This is a genomic window from Rhodopseudomonas infernalis, assembly GCF_022271405.1.
Taxonomy (GTDB): domain Bacteria; phylum Pseudomonadota; class Alphaproteobacteria; order Rhizobiales; family Xanthobacteraceae; genus Rhodopseudomonas; species Rhodopseudomonas infernalis.
The window spans coordinates 148,535-164,050 of record NZ_JAJNAL010000006.1 but is presented as its reverse complement, the minus strand read 5'-3'; the positions used below and the strand labels follow the sequence as shown (position 1 = coordinate 164,050).

16 protein-coding genes are annotated in these 15,516 nt (G+C 63.4%); 5 read left to right on the top strand and 11 right to left on the bottom strand.

Annotated features, from left to right (window positions below):
- The first annotated feature begins 184 nt into the window (after positions 1-184).
- Positions 185-1,099, top strand: a complete 915-nt coding sequence (locus LPW26_RS06710; RefSeq protein WP_238733655.1) for a LysR substrate-binding domain-containing protein — start codon at positions 185-187, stop codon at positions 1,097-1,099.
- 2 nt (positions 1,100-1,101) lie between these two features.
- Here the strand turns inward: LPW26_RS06710 and LPW26_RS06705 are convergent, their stop codons facing one another.
- Positions 1,102-1,257: a hypothetical protein gene (locus LPW26_RS06705; protein WP_238733653.1), complete on the bottom strand. Its 156-nt coding sequence runs from the start codon at positions 1,255-1,257 to the stop codon at positions 1,102-1,104.
- A gap of 231 nt (positions 1,258-1,488) precedes the next feature.
- Here LPW26_RS06705 and rimO point away from each other — a divergent pair, with 231 nt between their 5' ends.
- Positions 1,489-2,814 (top strand): 30S ribosomal protein S12 methylthiotransferase RimO, encoded by a 1,326-nt coding sequence (rimO, locus tag LPW26_RS06700; protein WP_238733651.1) that lies wholly within the window; start codon positions 1,489-1,491, stop codon positions 2,812-2,814.
- Between the two features lie 194 nt (positions 2,815-3,008).
- On the opposite strand, the gene LPW26_RS06695 is transcribed toward rimO, so the two are convergent.
- From LPW26_RS06695 to pcsA, 3 genes are all read right to left on the bottom strand, one after another.
- Complete coding sequence (locus LPW26_RS06695; RefSeq protein ID WP_238733648.1) at positions 3,009-3,983, bottom strand: quinone oxidoreductase family protein; 975 nt, start codon at positions 3,981-3,983, stop codon at positions 3,009-3,011.
- Between the two features lie 100 nt (positions 3,984-4,083).
- Positions 4,084-4,806 carry a TerC family protein gene (locus tag LPW26_RS06690; protein WP_238733647.1) on the bottom strand — a complete coding sequence of 241 codons (723 nt, stop codon included), beginning with the start codon at positions 4,804-4,806 and terminating at the stop codon, positions 4,084-4,086.
- Complete coding sequence (gene pcsA, locus LPW26_RS06685; protein ID WP_238733645.1) at positions 4,803-5,537, bottom strand: phosphatidylcholine synthase; 735 nt, start codon at positions 5,535-5,537, stop codon at positions 4,803-4,805. The genes LPW26_RS06690 and pcsA overlap by 4 nt, the downstream gene beginning before the upstream one ends.
- 132 nt (positions 5,538-5,669) lie before the next feature.
- On the opposite strand from pcsA, the gene LPW26_RS06680 reads away from it, so the two are divergent.
- Complete coding sequence (locus tag LPW26_RS06680; protein WP_238733643.1) at positions 5,670-6,866, top strand: UbiH/UbiF family hydroxylase; 1,197 nt, start codon at positions 5,670-5,672, stop codon at positions 6,864-6,866.
- 3 nt (positions 6,867-6,869) lie between these two features.
- On the opposite strand, the gene LPW26_RS06675 is transcribed toward LPW26_RS06680, so the two are convergent.
- The 6 genes from LPW26_RS06675 to LPW26_RS06650 form a co-directional block, all read right to left on the bottom strand.
- Complete coding sequence (locus LPW26_RS06675; protein ID WP_238733639.1) at positions 6,870-7,823, bottom strand: AEC family transporter; 954 nt, start codon at positions 7,821-7,823, stop codon at positions 6,870-6,872.
- Positions 7,824-8,385: 562 nt separating this feature from the next.
- Positions 8,386-9,141 (bottom strand): MSMEG_1061 family FMN-dependent PPOX-type flavoprotein, encoded by a 756-nt coding sequence (locus LPW26_RS06670; RefSeq protein WP_238733637.1) that lies wholly within the window; start codon positions 9,139-9,141, stop codon positions 8,386-8,388.
- On the bottom strand, positions 9,057-9,275 hold the full coding sequence (locus LPW26_RS06665; RefSeq protein ID WP_238733635.1) for a hypothetical protein: 219 nt from the start codon (positions 9,273-9,275) through the stop codon (positions 9,057-9,059). Before LPW26_RS06665 ends, LPW26_RS06670 begins: the two co-directional genes overlap by 85 nt.
- Positions 9,272-10,399 (bottom strand): PepSY-associated TM helix domain-containing protein, encoded by a 1,128-nt coding sequence (locus tag LPW26_RS06660; protein ID WP_263858967.1) that lies wholly within the window; start codon positions 10,397-10,399, stop codon positions 9,272-9,274. Before LPW26_RS06660 ends, LPW26_RS06665 begins: the two co-directional genes overlap by 4 nt.
- A 45-nt stretch (positions 10,400-10,444) precedes the next feature.
- A complete protein-coding gene (locus LPW26_RS06655; RefSeq protein WP_238733634.1) occupies positions 10,445-12,469 on the bottom strand; it encodes a TonB-dependent siderophore receptor in 2,025 nt (674 codons plus the stop codon).
- A gap of 450 nt (positions 12,470-12,919) precedes the next feature.
- The gene (locus LPW26_RS06650) at positions 12,920-13,846 is read right to left on the bottom strand and encodes a helix-turn-helix transcriptional regulator (RefSeq protein ID WP_238733632.1); all 927 of its coding nucleotides are present in this window, start codon (positions 13,844-13,846) and stop codon (positions 12,920-12,922) included.
- 25 nt (positions 13,847-13,871) lie between these two features.
- On the opposite strand from LPW26_RS06650, the gene LPW26_RS06645 reads away from it, so the two are divergent.
- A complete protein-coding gene (locus tag LPW26_RS06645; protein ID WP_238733630.1) occupies positions 13,872-14,024 on the top strand; it encodes a hypothetical protein in 153 nt (50 codons plus the stop codon).
- Positions 14,025-14,205: 181 nt separating this feature from the next.
- Positions 14,206-14,538, top strand: a complete 333-nt coding sequence (gene hspQ, locus LPW26_RS06640) for a heat shock protein HspQ (RefSeq protein WP_238733627.1) — start codon at positions 14,206-14,208, stop codon at positions 14,536-14,538.
- A gap of 117 nt (positions 14,539-14,655) precedes the next feature.
- Here hspQ and LPW26_RS06635 read toward each other — a convergent pair whose 3' ends face one another.
- Entirely contained in the window at positions 14,656-15,447 is a 792-nt protein-coding gene (locus LPW26_RS06635; protein WP_238733625.1) for an invasion associated locus B family protein, read from the bottom strand.
- Positions 15,448-15,516: the final 69 nt, after the last annotated feature.

The following is a 15,516-nucleotide window of genomic DNA, read 5'->3' as shown; positions in this document are numbered from 1 at the left end:
GGGGGGGGGGGGGGGGGGGGGGCGGCGGGGGGGGGGGGGGGGCCCCCGAGGCGGATGAACTGACGGCGACTGGTGGTGTGCATGGCTTCCTCGCTGATGTTCCCGGCAAGCCACTGTATGTGCGACGCAACAACAGGTGAAATTTATTGTTTATATCGTTTTGATAAGCGGGCTTAATAGAACGATGCTCGCTCCGCTCGATCTTCGCCTGCTGCAGACCTTCATCGTCCTGGTTCAGACTGGCAGCTTCTCGGAAACATCGCGCCGGCTTGGAAGAACCCAGCCGGCCGTCAGCCTGCAACTAAACCGGCTGGAGGAAGCCACCGGCGCGCCGCTGTTCTCAAAGGTCGGCCGCAGGCTTGTGTTGACCAATCACGGCGAGCTGGTGCTCGGCTATGCGCGCACCATCATGGGTCTGCAGGACGAGCTACGCGCACGGCTCGCTGCACCTAAGCTCGACGGCGTCGTCGTGCTCGGAATACCGGATCTATACGCAGCGTATTTGCTTCCCGGCATCCTGGCCGAGTTTCGCAGCGCCTATCCTAATGTCGACGTCGAACTCAGATGCACGCTGTCGAGCAAGCTGATGGCGGCGGTCGAGCGTGCAGAGATCGATCTTGCGATCGTCACCGGCATGCCGGCGTTCAAGGTCGGCGAGTTGGTAGCACAGGAAACGCTGGTGTGGGTGGCGTCCGAGCGCGGTTCGGTCCACCTCGACAATCCGGTGCCGCTGGCGATGCTGCCGCCCGGCAACATCTTCCGCGATTTCGGACTGGCTGCGCTGGAAAGCATCGGCCGGACGTGGCGGCTCAGCTGCGTCAGCGAAAGCATCAGCGGCATTCAAGCCGCGGTGTTCGCCGGGATTGCCGTCAGCGTGGTCGGAAAGAGTTCAGTGCTGCCGGGGATGCGTGTGTTGGGCCGAGGCGACACCTTCCCAGCGCTGCCGAAAGTCGACCTCGTGCTCTATCGGTCTGCTCGCAGTTCCAATGCCGCTGCGGAGGCCTTAGCCAGCGTCATAGTTCGTCACTTTGCCAACTCGGCAATCGCACCCGCCGCGCGGGTCGTGCGAACCCAGGCCGGCAGCGGCTCTCACGACTGATGCTACGGCAGCCGCAAATGCGGAGCGCCGATGACGATTGCAGCGATCAGGCCGAAGGCAGCGCTGACCATCAGAACCTCGGCATTGGCAAGGAACGCCGGCCAGGTCCGCTCACGCGGGGCCGCCTGGGTCTGAATCGGTGAAACCTGCCGTCGCATCGTTCGCACTCCCGTGTTCCAGAGCAACAGAAAAGCCTGAACGCCTGCGTCCGCAAGGCGGCCGCCGTAATAACAATGAACCTGTCGCTCGGGTCCCCGTGCTAGAACGAATTCTCTCAGGGGAACCGGCTTCGGAGATGTCCGTTCTAGCGCGGCTTCAGTTCCGGGCAGGCTTGCCAGGACAGTCGAACCGGTTTAGCTCGGGGCCTTCAATCAGGCAGTTTTGGACCAATGCAGCAGGCCGCAGCGCCAAAGATCAGTTTCGTCTCGTTGGGATGCCCGAAAGCGCTGGTGGATTCCGAGCGGATCATCACCCGGTTGCGCGCCGAGGGTTACGAACTCGCGCGGCAGCACGACGGCGCTGATCTGGTGATCGTGAACACCTGCGGCTTCCTCGACAGCGCCAAGCAGGAGTCGCTGGCGGCGATCGGCGAAGCGATGGCCAGCAACGGCAAGGTGATCGTCACCGGCTGCATGGGTGCCGAGCCCGAGCAGATCGAGCAGGCCTATCCGGGCGTGCTGTCGATCACCGGTCCGCAGCAATATGAGAGCGTGCTCGATGCGGTGCACCGCGCCAAGCCGGCGCTGCACAATCCGCATCTCGACCTCGTGCCCGAGCAAGGCATCCGGCTGACGCCGCGGCACTACGCGTATTTGAAGATTTCCGAGGGCTGCAACAATCGCTGCAGCTTCTGCATAATTCCGAAGCTGCGCGGCGATCTCGTCTCGCGCCCCGCCGCCGAAGTGCTGCGCGAAGCCGAGAAGCTGGTCGCGGCCGGCGTCAAGGAACTGCTGGTGATCTCGCAGGACACCTCGGCCTATGGCGTCGACCTGAAATACGCCGAGAGCACCTGGAAGGATCGCTCGGTCCGTGCCAAGTTCATCGACCTCGCCCGCGAACTCGGCGAGCTCGGCGCCTGGGTGCGGCTGCACTACGTCTATCCCTATCCGCATGTCGACGAAGTGATCGGCCTGATGGCCGAAGGCAAGGTGCTGCCCTATCTCGACATCCCGTTCCAGCACGCCAGCCCCGACGTGCTCAAACTGATGAAGCGCCCGGCCGCGCAGGACAAGACGCTCGACCGGATCAAGCGCTGGCGCGCCGAATGTCCCGAGCTGGCGCTGCGCTCGACCTTCATCGTCGGCTTCCCTGGCGAAACCGAGCGCGACTTCGAGTTCCTGCTCGACTGGCTCGACGAAGCGGAGATCGACCGACTGGGCGCGTTCAAATACGAGCCGGTCGCCGGCGCACCGTCGAACGCGATCGAGGGCCAGGTCAGCGACGAGGTCAAGCAGGACCGCTGGAACCGGCTGATGTCACGCCAGCAAGCGATCTCGGCGCGGCGGCTGAAGCGCAAGGTCGGCACGCGCCAGCAGGTGATCATCGACGAGATCGGCCCCACTGTCGCCAAGGGGCGCTCCAAGGCGGACGCACCCGAAATCGACGGCAGCGTCTATCTAACCAGCCGCCGCCCGCTCCGCGTCGGCGAAATCGTCACCGCCAAGATCGACCGCGCCGACGCGTATGATCTGCACGGGACGGTGGCGGGGTTCTGAGTCGAGTAGCAAAGTCGGGCGATCGCGCCAGCGTCTTCTCCCCGCGGCAGTCGACACACTTTCAGTAGTCATCGCCCGGCTTGACCGGGCGACCCAGTATCCAGAGCGCTGGCGATCGGCCCTCAACTCTCTGCAATACTGGATCCCCCGCTTTCGCGGGGGACGACGACGTCTTGTGAGACAGCCGCTGTGCCTTACGGCTTCAAGATCGACGCACCTGTCGTCACGCGCCCTTCCAGATCGATATGCGCCTTGGCGGCGTCCTTCAGCGCGTAGGCGTGATTGATCGGCACGTGCAGCTTGCCCTCGATCACCGCCGAGAACAGCGTGTCGGCGCCTTCGATCAGTTCCTTGCGGGTGCCGATGTAGTCGTTGAGCTTCGGACGGGTCGCGAACAGCGAGCCGTGGGCGTTGAGTTCGGCGAGCGAGAACGGCGGCACCGGGCCTGAGGCATTGCCGAACGACACGAACAGGCCGCGCGGCTTGATGCACTTCAGCGAGCCCGGGAACGTGGTCTTGCCGACGCCGTCATAGACCACGTCGCAGAGTTCGTTGCGGCTGATCTGCTTCACCCGCGCGACGAAGTCTTCCTCGTTGTAAAGGATGACGTGATCGCAGCCATTGGCGAGCGCCAGATCAGCCTTCGCCTTGGAACCGACGGTGCCGATCACATGAGCACCGAGCGCCCGTGCCCACTGGCACGCGAGCAGGCCTATGCCGCCAGCCGCCGCATGGATCAAGACGCGATGGCCGGACTCGACCTTGAAGGTCTTGTGCAGCAGATACCACACAGTCAGCCCCTTGAGCATGAGCACGGCGCCTTGCTCATAGGTGATATGATCGGGCAGCTTGACCAGCCTCGCGGCCTCGATGTTGCGCTCGGTCGCATAGCCGCCGAGGTTCGAGTAATAGGCGACGCGGTCACCGGGGTGGAAATTGGTGACGTGCGGACCGACCGCCACCACCTCGCCGGCCGCCTCGTTGCCGGCGACGAACGGCATCGTCGGCGCCTTGTACAGGCCGGTGCGGAAGTACACGTCGATATAGTTCAGCCCGACGGCATGCTGGCGGATGCGGACTTCGCCATCGCCGGGAGGCGTCAGTTCGACGTCCTCATAGACCAGCGCCTCCGGCCCGCCAACCTGATGCACCCGCACCGCTTTTGTCATTCTCGTCCCCTTGGGAATAAATCTGCCCGGCAACCGAATGCCATCCCCATGGCATTGTCAACCGACCGTCGTTGGGGAGGAGCGGCCTCCGCAGCAGGCGTCAGAGCGCTTTGCTGCGGTTGCGTTTCGCCAGGACGTTGAACAGTTCGACCGCGGCCGAGAACAGGATCGCGAAGTAGATGTAGCCGCGCGGAATGTGAAACTCGAAGCCGTCTGCCACCAGCGCGACACCGATCAGCACCAGGAATGCCAGCGCCAGCATCTTCGTGGTCGGATGTTCGGAGACGAACCGCGCCACCGGGCCGGACGAGATGTACATCACCGCCATCGCGATCAGCACCGCGGCGACCATGATCTCGATATGCTCGGCCATGCCGATCGCCGTGATGATCGAGTCGACCGAGAACACCAGGTCGATGATGACAATCTGCACGATCACCCAGAAGAACGCCTTCTGCACGTCCGAGGTCTTGTGCTCGGCGTCGCGTGCTTCGACCTCGGCGTGGATCTCGTGCGTCGCCTTGGCGATCAGGAACAGACCGCCGAGGATCAGGATGATGTCGCGCCATGAGAAGTCCTGCCCGGCCAGACTGAAGACCGGTGCCGTGAGCCCGGTCAGCCAGACCAGCAGGCTGAGGAGAATCAGGCGGAAGATCAGCGCGAGCGCCAGACCGATCCGGCGGGCGCGAGTCGCCTGCGGTTCGGGGATGCGGGACACCAGCACCGAGAGGAAGATGATGTTGTCGATGCCGAGCACGATCTCGAGCGCGGTCAGGGTCAGCAGTGCAGCCCAGGCTTCCGGGCTGTAGATCAGGTCGATCATCTTCGGACTCGTTGATAGATGCGGATTGCGGCGTCAGCCGCGACTATATAGAGCGCTATCGCACAAAGCGTGATGGTGATTGGGGCCGGCACGGCGAAGTGTCGCACGAGGGCATAGGCCGCCAGCACACTCCAGAGCGCCATCAGCGTCAGGTTGAATTCGCGTAGTCGCGCTACCCGAACCGGGTGCAGTACATGCACAGGAACAAACGTCAGCACGATCAGAGCGGCAATGGCGAGACTTCCGATCAGCGCGGGCGGATGCAGCAGGAACAGGTAGAACGCCGCCGCATTCCACAACGCAGGGAACCCGCGAAAGTGATTGTCGTCCGTCTTCATCCGCCGGTCGGCGAAATAGAGTGCCGAACTGACCACGATGCCGACACCAAGCACCGGCGCGGCGATCGGCAGCAGCAGCCCGCTGGCCGCGATCGCGTAGGCCGGGACGAACACATAGGTCAGGAAGTCGACAACGAGATCGAGCACGTCGCCCGACCAGTCTGGCTGCAGCCGGCCGACGTCGAGGCGGCGGGCGAGCGGACCGTCGATCGCGTCCACCAGCAGCGCCAGCCCGAGCCAGCCGAACATCGCGGCCCAATGGGCGCGGACAGCCTCCAGCATCGCCAACAGCGCAATGCCGGCGCCGGCGGCGGTCAGCAGATGCACCGAGAACGCGGCCAGGCGGCGGGTGCGCGTGGCCGGCGGCGATGGCGTCTGGTCCAGCGGATTCATCTGATCATCGGCATATCAGGTTCGCAGCGGGTCTGCCTATCCGTCCGCCTGAACGGCCGCGCCAAACCGCAGCAGCGTTAATGTTCCGGTACGGGCTTGAAATCGGCGCGGCGACTGACGATTGTCTCCAGCATGACCCAGAGCCTGATCGAACCCAACCGTTATGATGTCATCGTCGTCGGCGGCGGCCCCGCCGGACTGGCGGCCGCGCTCGCGGTGGCCGGCACCGGTGCCTTGACCGCCCTGGTCGCCCGCAAGGCGCCCTACGCCGACAACCGCACCACGGCACTGCTCGGCGATTCGATCGACCTGTTGGAGAAGCTCGGCGTCTGGGGCCGCTGCGCCGGCAAGGCCGCGGCGCTGCGCACGATGCGGCTGGTCGACGACACCGGCCGGCTGATCCGCGCCCCGGAGGTTCGGTTCACCTCCGCCGAAATCGGCATGGACGCGTTCGGCTATAACATCGAGAACCGCAATTTGATGGTGGCGCTGGAAGCGGCCGCCGAGGAGATCGGCAATCTCGATCGCTTCGACGACGAGGCCGAGTCGGTCGCGCCGCGGGACGACTCCGCTGTTGTCCGCACCCGGCAGGGCGAGACGATTGCCGGCCGGCTGGTGATCGGCGCCGACGGCCGCCACTCGCCGTGCCGCAAGGCCGCCGGCATCACGGTTCGCAGTCGCGCGCTGAACCAGTCCGCCCTCACCTTCAACATCACAACGTCACGGCCGCACAACGAGATCTCGACCGAATTCCACACCGCCGAAGGCCCGTGCGTGTTCGTTCCGCTGCCCGGCCGTCGCATGAGCATCGTCTGGGTCGCCGCGCCGAAAGAAGCGCAGCGGCTGATGGCGCTCAGCGACGACGAATTGTCGGCCGCCGCCGAGAAACAATCGCATTCGATCTTCGGCAAGGTCAGCGTCGAGCCGGGGCGCAATCTGTTTCCGCTCGCGATCGAAAAGCCGAGCGCCTATGGCCGCAACCGTATCGTTCTGGTCGGCGAAGCCGCCCATGTGGTGCCGCCGATCGGCGCGCAGGGACTGAATATGGGCCTACGCGACGCCGGCGACATTGCCGACATCGTCGAGGACGCGATGGCGCGCGATCAAGATCCTGGCAGCGACGCGGTGATCGCGCGGTTCGGCCGTGCCCGCGGCGCCGACGTCGCCAGCCGCACCTTCGCGATCGATATGGCCAATCGCACGCTACTGAGCAATCTGTTGCCGGCGCAGGCGGCTCGCGCGGCCGGCATGCAACTGATCAGTTCGGTCGGACCGCTGCGGCGGATGGCGATGCGCGAAGGTCTGTCGCCGTTCTGGCGGTCGCTCTGATCGTTACAGCAGCGGCATGTGGCCGGTCTTGATCAACCACATCACGGTGGTCAGCGTGATGACCGACACGAACGTGCCGATCAGCACTGCGACCGACGCCGGCTCGACCCAGGTGTTGTACTGACGCGCGATCACGAAGACGTTGAGCGCAGGCGGCAGCGACGCCATCAGCACTGCGGTGCCGGCCCATTCCGGCGTGAACGGTCCGAACGCCAGCATCAGGCCGAGCGCGATCACCGGATGCAGCAGCAGCTTCACGCCGATCAGTGACGGAATCTCCCACGGCACGCGACCGAACGGGCGTAGCGCGACGGTGACGCCGAGCGTGAACAGCGCCACCGGCGCGGCGGCGTTCTGCAGAAACTGCAGCGTGTTGTCGACCGCTGCCGGCAAATGCAGGTGCAGCGCGGCGGCCGCGGCGCCGAGATAGGCCGCGACGATCAGCGGATGCAGCACGATCTCGCGCACGACGTGCAGGATCGTCGGCAGCAGCGGCCGCCGCTGGCCCGCGGTCAGCGCCATCGCAACCGGGACGATCGAGAACAGGAAGATGCTGTCGAAGCAGAAGATCAGCGCCACCGGCACGGCGGCCTTGGGCCCCAGCACCGCCAGCGCCAGCCCCGGCCCCATATAGCCGATATTGCCATAGCCGCCGGCGAGGCTCGCCATGGTCGCTTCGCGGATCGACAGCCCGCCGATGATCCGGCCGAGCGCGCCGGATAGAAAGAACGCGATGGCGGTGCCGAGCGTCGTCGCCAGCACGAACGGCAGGTTGTTCAGTTCCTCGAACGGCGTCTTCGACATGATGCGGAAGAACAGCGCCGGCAGCGACACGTACAGCAGGAAGAAGTTCATCCAGGCCAGGCCGTTCTCCGGAAGCCGTTTCAGCCGGCCACAGGCGAAGCCGACGAAGATCAGCCCGAAATACGGAAGCGCCAGATTGAGGATATCGATCATGTGCGGGGGATCACGGTCAGAGCGGCAACGACGGCGGTGCTGGGACACCGAAAATTCTGGACTTTCGAGCCAAAGGTCTGTGGCACATCGGACTATGGTCCAATCGGCCGTTGAGAACACTAGGCAATTTACCGAAGCACCTCTCAGGCCTCTCCGGCAAGATGCGGCTGCAGCAAACGGCCTCGGCCTTTCCCTGCCAGTATCTTTCCGCCAGGGCCGCCAAAGCGGCAGTTTGCTTCCAAATCGATTGACAGGCCGAAGACTCTATCGTCCCGCGCTACCCCCGCTTCGGCGCTGATTAAGACAACGCAAGAACATCGCAGGAACATTGGCGTGCGATGGTCCTAGCACGTAGAGCGTGTTCTGAGGTTTTGAAGAATTGTCTCGAGGAGAACAAGCGTGAGGCTTTGCAAGGCGATGGTTTTGGCTTCCTCCCGACACCGAAGGAAGAGCCCAGAAACATTTGCCTCGACCAGCTGATCACGGCCGCAGAGGCGATGCCCGAACGACTATTCGATCAAGCTCGGCGTTTTCGGCCGCAAATTCAAACGAACGAACCGCCTCAATACAGGTTTCGCTTGGCGTCCTGGCCGATCACGAAGTCGATCAGTTTGGCCGGCACGAATGCGCGTCCCTGCTTTCGCAGCATCTGCCCCCAGGTCGGCAGCACCGATCGATCGATGCGCTTGTCTGGATTCCACAGCTCGGACCGCTTCAGCGCCTTGCTACAATGTAGATAGACTTCGACCACCTCCACCACGATGACCGAACGCGGCAGTTTGCCATCGGCCATAAAGCGCTCCATCAGTTCAGCATCGGTTGTGATCGAAGCCGTCCCGTTGATGCGCAGGGTCTCCTCGAAGCCGGGGATCAGGAACAGCAATCCTGCCGCTGGCGCATGCACGAGGTTGGTCAGCGTATCCAGCCGGTTGTTGCCGGGCCGGTCCGGAAATGCGATCCGTTTGTCGTCGAGCACATGGACAAAGCCCGGCTCGCCGCCGCGCGGCGACACATCCGCGAGGCTGTCGGGTCGGCTCGATCCGATGCAGAAAAACGGCGAGAGCGCGATGAACTGCCGCGCGAAGTCGTCGATATGATCAATCGCCTTGTCGCGCACCGGATTGGACACTTCGGGATACACCGTGCGTAAAGCTGCCTCATCAGCGATGACCTGTCCCGCGCGCGGGCCCTTGAAGCCGAATCCCATGCTGATGCCCCCCTGTATGAACGCGCTCACGACATGCGGCGCGGCCGAAGCAGAAAGTAAGCGAACAACGCAATCGCAAGGCCCAGCGTTAGCCACGACACGCCATCCCATACGTCGTCGCCGACCAGCGCGGACACCAGGCCGATCGAGCTGAGCACGCCGATCACAGTCGGCATGCGGAAGATCTGCCCGATGGTCTGACGATCGGAACGCGCGCTGTGTTGCGGCAACGCCGGATCCGTCATGACGAGAGCACCTGCTCGGCTTGGCTCGCCTCAGCATGCGATCGCGTGCGAGCCCTGACCGGTTGTCGTCGCCGGAGCCACAGATAGAGTCCTGTGATCAGCACCACGATGGTGACGATATCGAGGATTGCCCAGATGATCCGCAGCGGCAGTCCGCCATAGTCGCCGAAATGTAGCGGCTGCGAGATCAGCAGGGTTTTGACATACCATGGCAGGTCCCTGGTCTCGGTAAAGGCGCCGGTCTGCGCGTCGATCAGCACCGGCCGGGCAAGCCGCGACGTCAGTGGCGTGTTGCCGCGCATGAAGACGGCATAGTGCGCGCGGCTGCTGAAGATCGAACCGGGAAATGCGACAAAAGCCGGCTTCATGTCTGGCGCGATCTTGCGCGCAAGATTGACTGCGGCATCGATGGACGCGGGATTCACCGGCAGTGGCCGATCCTTGTAGGGCGCCGTCATTTCGCCGAGCTGGCCGAACTCCCACACCTTGAGCACGAGATCGGCCCAGGTGTTGATCACCCCGGTGAAGCCGACCACCAGCATCCACATCACCAGCAGGATGCCGGACAAATTATGAATATCGAGCCATCGCACGATCCGCGGCCGATCCCTGCGATAGGCCCCGAAGCGAAGCTTCCGCATCGAAGGCGCATACACAACGATGCCGGAAACGATGGCGATGCAGAACAGAAAGCCCATCAGACCGAGGAACAGCTTGCCCGGCAGCCCTGCGAACATGTCGGTGTGCAGTTTCAGCATGATGTAAGTGAAGCGGCCCGTGACATCGGGCGCTTCAAGATAGGTGGCGCGATAGGCATCCACTTTGGCGAGGCGATTGTCGGCCGGGTCGCCGTCGATTGACTTGCCGATGCTGACCAGCACCGTCGCAGCATCATCCGGATCCCAGATCAGGAAATGCGGGACATGGCCGGGCTCATGCGCAAGCGTGCTCGCGATCACCTGATCGAGATTGGCCAACGGAGTTCCCGCCGCCACCGGCGCCGGTTTCACTTGCTCATGCAACAGATCATCGATCTCGTGATGGAAGATCAATGGCAGTCCGGTCACGCACAGCATCAGCATGAGGGTGGTGCAGATGATGCTGGACCATTTATGCACCCACATCCATTTGCGCAGCGATGAATGACCGGACGTCAAGCCAGCGCTCCCTTAGTTCCAGGCATAGGTCAGCGTACCGAGCACCGCGCGGCCGGCGCCCAATCCGCAATAGGCCAGACCACTGCGACAGGACGTGACGTAATAGGTGTTGGCCAGGTTGGTGGCGTTAATCTGCGCCCGGAAGCCCTTCAAATCCGGCCGCAGATAACCGAAATCGTAGCTGATGGCAGCGTCGACTACCGTATAGGACGGGATATAGAGCGCATTGGCGGAGTCGCCGTAATTCTCGCCGACATAACGGACACCGGCACCAAGGCCGAGACCTGCCAGCCCGCCATCGTACCAAGTGTATTTGCCCCAGAGCGAGGCCTGGTCGCGATTGACGTTGGGCAGATACTTGCCGCTATTGCCGGCAATGCTGTTCGTCACCTTCGGATCGAGGTGGCTGTAGCCGGCGACGACCTCGAATTCGCGGGTGACATTGCCACGCGCCTCGAATTCGATGCCGCGCACGCGCGCCGAGTCCGTCTGCACGTTATAGAATGGATTGCTGGGGTTGGACGTCAGCACATCCTTCTGCTCGATATCGAACAGTGCTGCGGTGAACATCAGGTTGGTCCCGCGCGGCATGAACTTGATGCCGATTTCCTTGCCTTCGCCCGTCGTCGGCCTGAACGTGCTACCCGTGATGGTCGCGCCCGAATTCGGGACGAACGAGGTCGAGTAATTGGCATAGGGCGACAGGCCGATGTCGAACAGATAGTTGAGACCGACGCGTCCAGTCATCGCAGAATCGCTCTGCACATAGCGTCCCGGCGGCGGGAAGAAGCCGTCGATGCTGTTGACGTTGCTGCTGGCCCAGTCCTGCCTGCCGGTCAGCGACAGCGTCCAGCGGTCGAGCTTGATCTGGTCCTGCAGATAGATGCCGGCCTGGCTTGCCCTGCTGTCGAAATTGATTGCTTGGAATAGCGAGCTGACCGGCGGGATCGGGCGGCCATAGACGGGATTGAAGACGTCGATCGGCGATACCGGCGCGCCGTATTTGCTGTCATTCGTGCTGCGCGTGTTCAAATAGTCGAATCCGGCAAGCACCTTATGCGTCATCGGCCCGGTCCGGAAATCGGCCTGCAGCTGATTGTCGATGGTGAAGTTGCTAGCCTTGGTGTTGACGAGGATCGGCGTGCGCAGAAAGGTGCGGGGCGCCATGAAGGCATCGCCGCGCATCGCAACCATGTCGTTCGACACTTCCATGTAGCGCAGGTTCTGGCGGAACTGCAGATTGTTGTCGAAACGATGCTCGAATGCATAGCCGACCGACGACTGCTCCAGCACGTAACGGTCGTGGCCGGGCTCACCGAGATAAGTGCTGCGCGACAGCCGACCGGCTGCGCTCGGCAACAGCGTCACCTGGCCGGGCACATATTGCTGATAGCCCTTGTTGTCGATCTTCTGATAGTGCGACAGCACCGTGAAGCTGGTGTCCACGGACGGCCGCCAGGTCAGGCTCGGCGCGATGAAGAGCTTGTTGTCCTGGACGAAATTGGTCTGGGTGTCGCTCTGCCTGGCTAGACCCACGATGCGGTAAAGCAACTCGCCATTCTTGTCGACGGGACCGCCGATGTCGAACGCGCCCTGCAGACGATCGAACGATCCGAACGTGCCCTGCACTTCGTAGTGCGCGCGATCCTGCGGCCGCTTGCTGATCATGTTGAGAAGGCCGCCGGGCTCGGACTGGCCATAAAGGCCCGACGACGGGCCCTTCAGCACCTCGATCCGCTTCAGGCCATAAGTCTCGATCCGCGGCACTGCGAACATCGAGGAGTCCGTGGGAATCCGCAGGCCGTCGAGGTAGCGCGGCGCATCGAAGCCCCGGATCTTGACCGAGTCGAAGAAGGCGCCGTCGTTGTAGGACTCCAGCGACACCGCAGGCGTGTAGTGCAGCGCCTCCATCACCGTCTGCGCCCCCTGCGTCCGGATCTGGTCACGGGTGACGATGGAGATCGCCTGCGGCGTTTCGAGCAGTGGCGTATCGGTCTTGGTGCCGCTGGCGCTGCGGGTGGCGAGATAACCTGCCACGGGCCCATTGGCGCGCTCGCCCGCCGTATGCTCCCCGGTTGGCGCAACCGGCGCAGCGATGCCCGCATTGCGACGCACCCTGCTCTGTCCGGTCGCGGCCGTGGGAGCGCGCCGCGTTGCCTGCGCCGCTGGGCGTGACCGGTTTGGCGCATCGACCATCACGGCTGGAAGCGCTGTTCCTGATGCCCTCTGCGACGACTGCGCCCATGCCGGAGCGACCTGCAAGCCAAGCCCGACGGCAGCCAGAGTGAGTGCCGCTTTGAACGTGTTCGGCGCCAGGTCGCCTGATCGCAGTGTCATCGAAATCCCCATCGCGACCACAGTGGCCGTGCTCAGGGAATAACCAAATTTGACAGAGACTCGCCTTTGCGCTTGCGCCGATTATCTTTGATCGCGTGTTGAAGCGTTCGAGATCCGGCAGACTATGACCCGCGGATCACGTGCGGCCGATCAAGCCATCTTCTCGTCCCGACATTGGCTCGGCGCGCAGCCGAAACGGCGTCGGAATGCGGTGGCGAAGTTGGCAGGATGGGTATAGCCGACGTGATAGGCGGCATCCGCAATCGACATGTTCTGATGCACCAGGGCATCCCTGGCCGCGTCGAGCCGCAGTGCACGTAGATAGTCGCTGGCGCTCACCCCGTACGCCGCGCGGAACTGCAGATTGAAGGTGCGGCGGCTAAAACCGGCGCGATCGGCTAATTCCGCAATACTCCAGGAGTGTCGCAGATCTGACTGCACCAATTCCCGGATCGCCTGCAGCCTGTCGCGCTTGTTCCCGGTCGGGCCGTCGAGGTCGATCTGATGCCGCAGCACGAACATCGATCGGGTCAGAATCTCGGTCGCCTGCGCCCCGAGCAGCAATTGCCCGGCGTGCCCCCCGATAGTGGGCTTCAGCATCTCCGCGGCGACAGCCTGCACGCGCGGCGGCGCTTTTGCCTTCGTATAGAGAAGCGTCTGATCGGTCTTGCTGAACAGGTCCATGAAATCGGGCTCGAGCCCGAGCGCGCTGATCGAGGTCAACGGAAATGCGACCCCGATCGCGCGCATATGCGCGCCCCGCACGGCCGCACCACCGCATCGCGTGGCTTCACGCAGCGCCATGGCGATCAAGTCGTTCTCACCGTAACGCTGCCGTCCATCGCCCTCCAGCGGACCACCCTCGCCTGCGCCCTCCAGCACGATCGACAGATAGAGACCGGGTTTCAGGACACCGTCGGTGCGCATGTCGCCCGGCAACTCGAAATCCGTGCGCTGGATCGCGCAACCCGGTTGGTCGAGCCAGAGCGCATGTTGGGCGAAGACATCCTCGATGAGCTGATTGTTGCTGTCGAGGATCCGAAAACTATCGAAAATTCGGTCGTAAGCGTGATGCATCATGCTGTTCCATCGAGAACACATTATGCTGCAGTTCAAAGATCGACGGAATGCCAGCGAATTAGAACGCTTTCAAATCCCCCAGCCTGCGGACGAGGCGACCCACAAGAACGATTATGTCATTTTCTTCGCTGTCCGCTTTGCGCCGAGCGGTAAGAAGTTAGCCCGCGAGGGCTAACAGCCAACCGACCGTCCGGGCACGGGATCGTGACATGGCAGCCCGGCGCGCCGGACGAGCTCCGAAAAGCCCGGCGCCGGCGGCAAGAAAACGCACGAAAACAACGTTCTAGCACTTCAGTTGAAAGATCGTTCAAACCGAGGCACTAGCATCGGCAGCAATCCTGGTCTATGCGACTCCGATGATCAAAACGCGAACCGCCAAATTCCAGATCGGACAGATCGTCCGCCACCGGATATTTTCATTCCGCGGCGTGGTGTTCGATATCGATCCTGAGTTCAACAACACCGAGGAATGGTGGCTGTCGATCCCGGAAGAGGTCCGGCCGCACAAGGACCAGCCATTCTATCACCTGCTCGCCGAGAACGCGGAGTCGGAATACGTCGCCTATGTGTCCGAGCAGAATTTGCTGCCCGATGATTCCGGCGAGCCGATCCGGCATTCGCAGGTCGCCGAAATCTTCGTGAGGGACAAGGGCGGCGGCTATCGGCCACGCAACTCGTCGCTCAATTAGTTCGCACGGATTCTGGCTGCGCGCCGCGGACCTCGCTGCTGCATCGACCTTACCCACCTCCACAAACACAAAGGGCGCCCGTTGGGGCGCCCTCTTTTATTCGCGAAAGACCCGCCGTTACTTGGCGGCCGGATTGGCGCCGGCAGGCGCCTGCGCTTCGAGCTTCTTGCGCTGCTCTTCGGCACGCTTCTGCAGCTCTTCCTGCAGCTTCTTCTGGGTCTCTTCGAACTGCTTCGGGTCGGTCGGCGGGCCGTCATAGGCCTTGGCGAACTCGGCCAGCGGCAGCGGCAGCGTCAGCGGCGCGCCGTTGGAATTGATCGCCTGAACCACGAGGTTCTGGCCCTTCTTCATGTTGGCGATCATTTCCGGCGTGGCTTCGTAGTCTGACATGCAGCCGTTGGCGAAGCAGATCACATAGGGGCTCTGCTGCGGCGGGTTGTTGTCGACGATGATGCGGGTGCCGTGCACGAGCTGCATGCCGAGCGGCAGCGTCACGCGCAGGATCTTCTTCGGCTCGCCTTCCGGCTCGATGATCACGGCGGCGATCACCGGCTGGCCGGACTCGATGCGGCCGTCCTTGCCGGTGAAGCAGACCTGCTTGGCGTTCGCGTCCTGGCCCTTCAGACAGAACTTGGTCCAGGGCGCGTAGATCAACTGAACCTGCTGCTGTTCCTGCGCCTGACCGGCGGCCGGCGCTCCAGCGGCCGGCGCCTGCGCGGCAGGACCGCCTTTCGGCGCGGCCTTGGGTGCCGCCTTCGGGGCGGGAGCGGCCTTTTGGGCTGCCGGCGGCTGCGGGGCTTGCGCTTGCGCGGCGGAAGCGACGGCCAGGGCGGAAACAGCCGCCGCCGTCAGCAGAGCTAATGCCCGCCCGCGCGGCCCGGCCGACGCGACCAAGTTGCAAGACTTCATTGCGGAAAACCCTTTCTGAAACGGTCGCGCCCCCCGCAGCGTCGCGGGGGCCGGAATCTGGCCGTTGGG

Excerpts from the sequence above, each read along its gene's own strand:
- LPW26_RS06710 (WP_238733655.1), top strand. The coding sequence starts at position 185 with ATGCTCGCTCCGCTCGATCTTCGCCTGCTGCAGACCTTCATCGTCCTG.
- LPW26_RS06635 (WP_238733625.1), bottom strand. The coding sequence starts at position 15,447 with ATGAAGTCTTGCAACTTGGTCGCGTCGGCCGGGCCGCGCGGGCGGGCA.
- rimO (WP_238733651.1), top strand. The coding sequence starts at position 1,489 with ATGCAGCAGGCCGCAGCGCCAAAGATCAGTTTCGTCTCGTTGGGATGC.
- LPW26_RS06665 (WP_238733635.1), bottom strand. The coding sequence starts at position 9,275 with ATGACGGATCCGGCGTTGCCGCAACACAGCGCGCGTTCCGATCGTCAG.
- LPW26_RS06695 (WP_238733648.1), bottom strand. The coding sequence starts at position 3,983 with ATGACAAAAGCGGTGCGGGTGCATCAGGTTGGCGGGCCGGAGGCGCTG.
- pcsA (WP_238733645.1), bottom strand. The coding sequence starts at position 5,537 with ATGAATCCGCTGGACCAGACGCCATCGCCGCCGGCCACGCGCACCCGC.
- LPW26_RS06645 (WP_238733630.1), top strand. The coding sequence starts at position 13,872 with ATGCTGCAGTTCAAAGATCGACGGAATGCCAGCGAATTAGAACGCTTT.
- LPW26_RS06690 (WP_238733647.1), bottom strand. The coding sequence starts at position 4,806 with ATGATCGACCTGATCTACAGCCCGGAAGCCTGGGCTGCACTGCTGACC.
- LPW26_RS06660 (WP_263858967.1), bottom strand. The coding sequence starts at position 10,399 with ATGTGGGTGCATAAATGGTCCAGCATCATCTGCACCACCCTCATGCTG.
- LPW26_RS06680 (WP_238733643.1), top strand. The coding sequence starts at position 5,670 with ATGACCCAGAGCCTGATCGAACCCAACCGTTATGATGTCATCGTCGTC.
- LPW26_RS06675 (WP_238733639.1), bottom strand. The coding sequence starts at position 7,823 with ATGATCGATATCCTCAATCTGGCGCTTCCGTATTTCGGGCTGATCTTC.
- LPW26_RS06670 (WP_238733637.1), bottom strand. The coding sequence starts at position 9,141 with ATGGGATGGCGTGTCGTGGCTAACGCTGGGCCTTGCGATTGCGTTGTT.
- hspQ (WP_238733627.1), top strand. The coding sequence starts at position 14,206 with ATGATCAAAACGCGAACCGCCAAATTCCAGATCGGACAGATCGTCCGC.
- LPW26_RS06650 (WP_238733632.1), bottom strand. The coding sequence starts at position 13,846 with ATGCATCACGCTTACGACCGAATTTTCGATAGTTTTCGGATCCTCGAC.
- LPW26_RS06705 (WP_238733653.1), bottom strand. The coding sequence starts at position 1,257 with ATGCGACGGCAGGTTTCACCGATTCAGACCCAGGCGGCCCCGCGTGAG.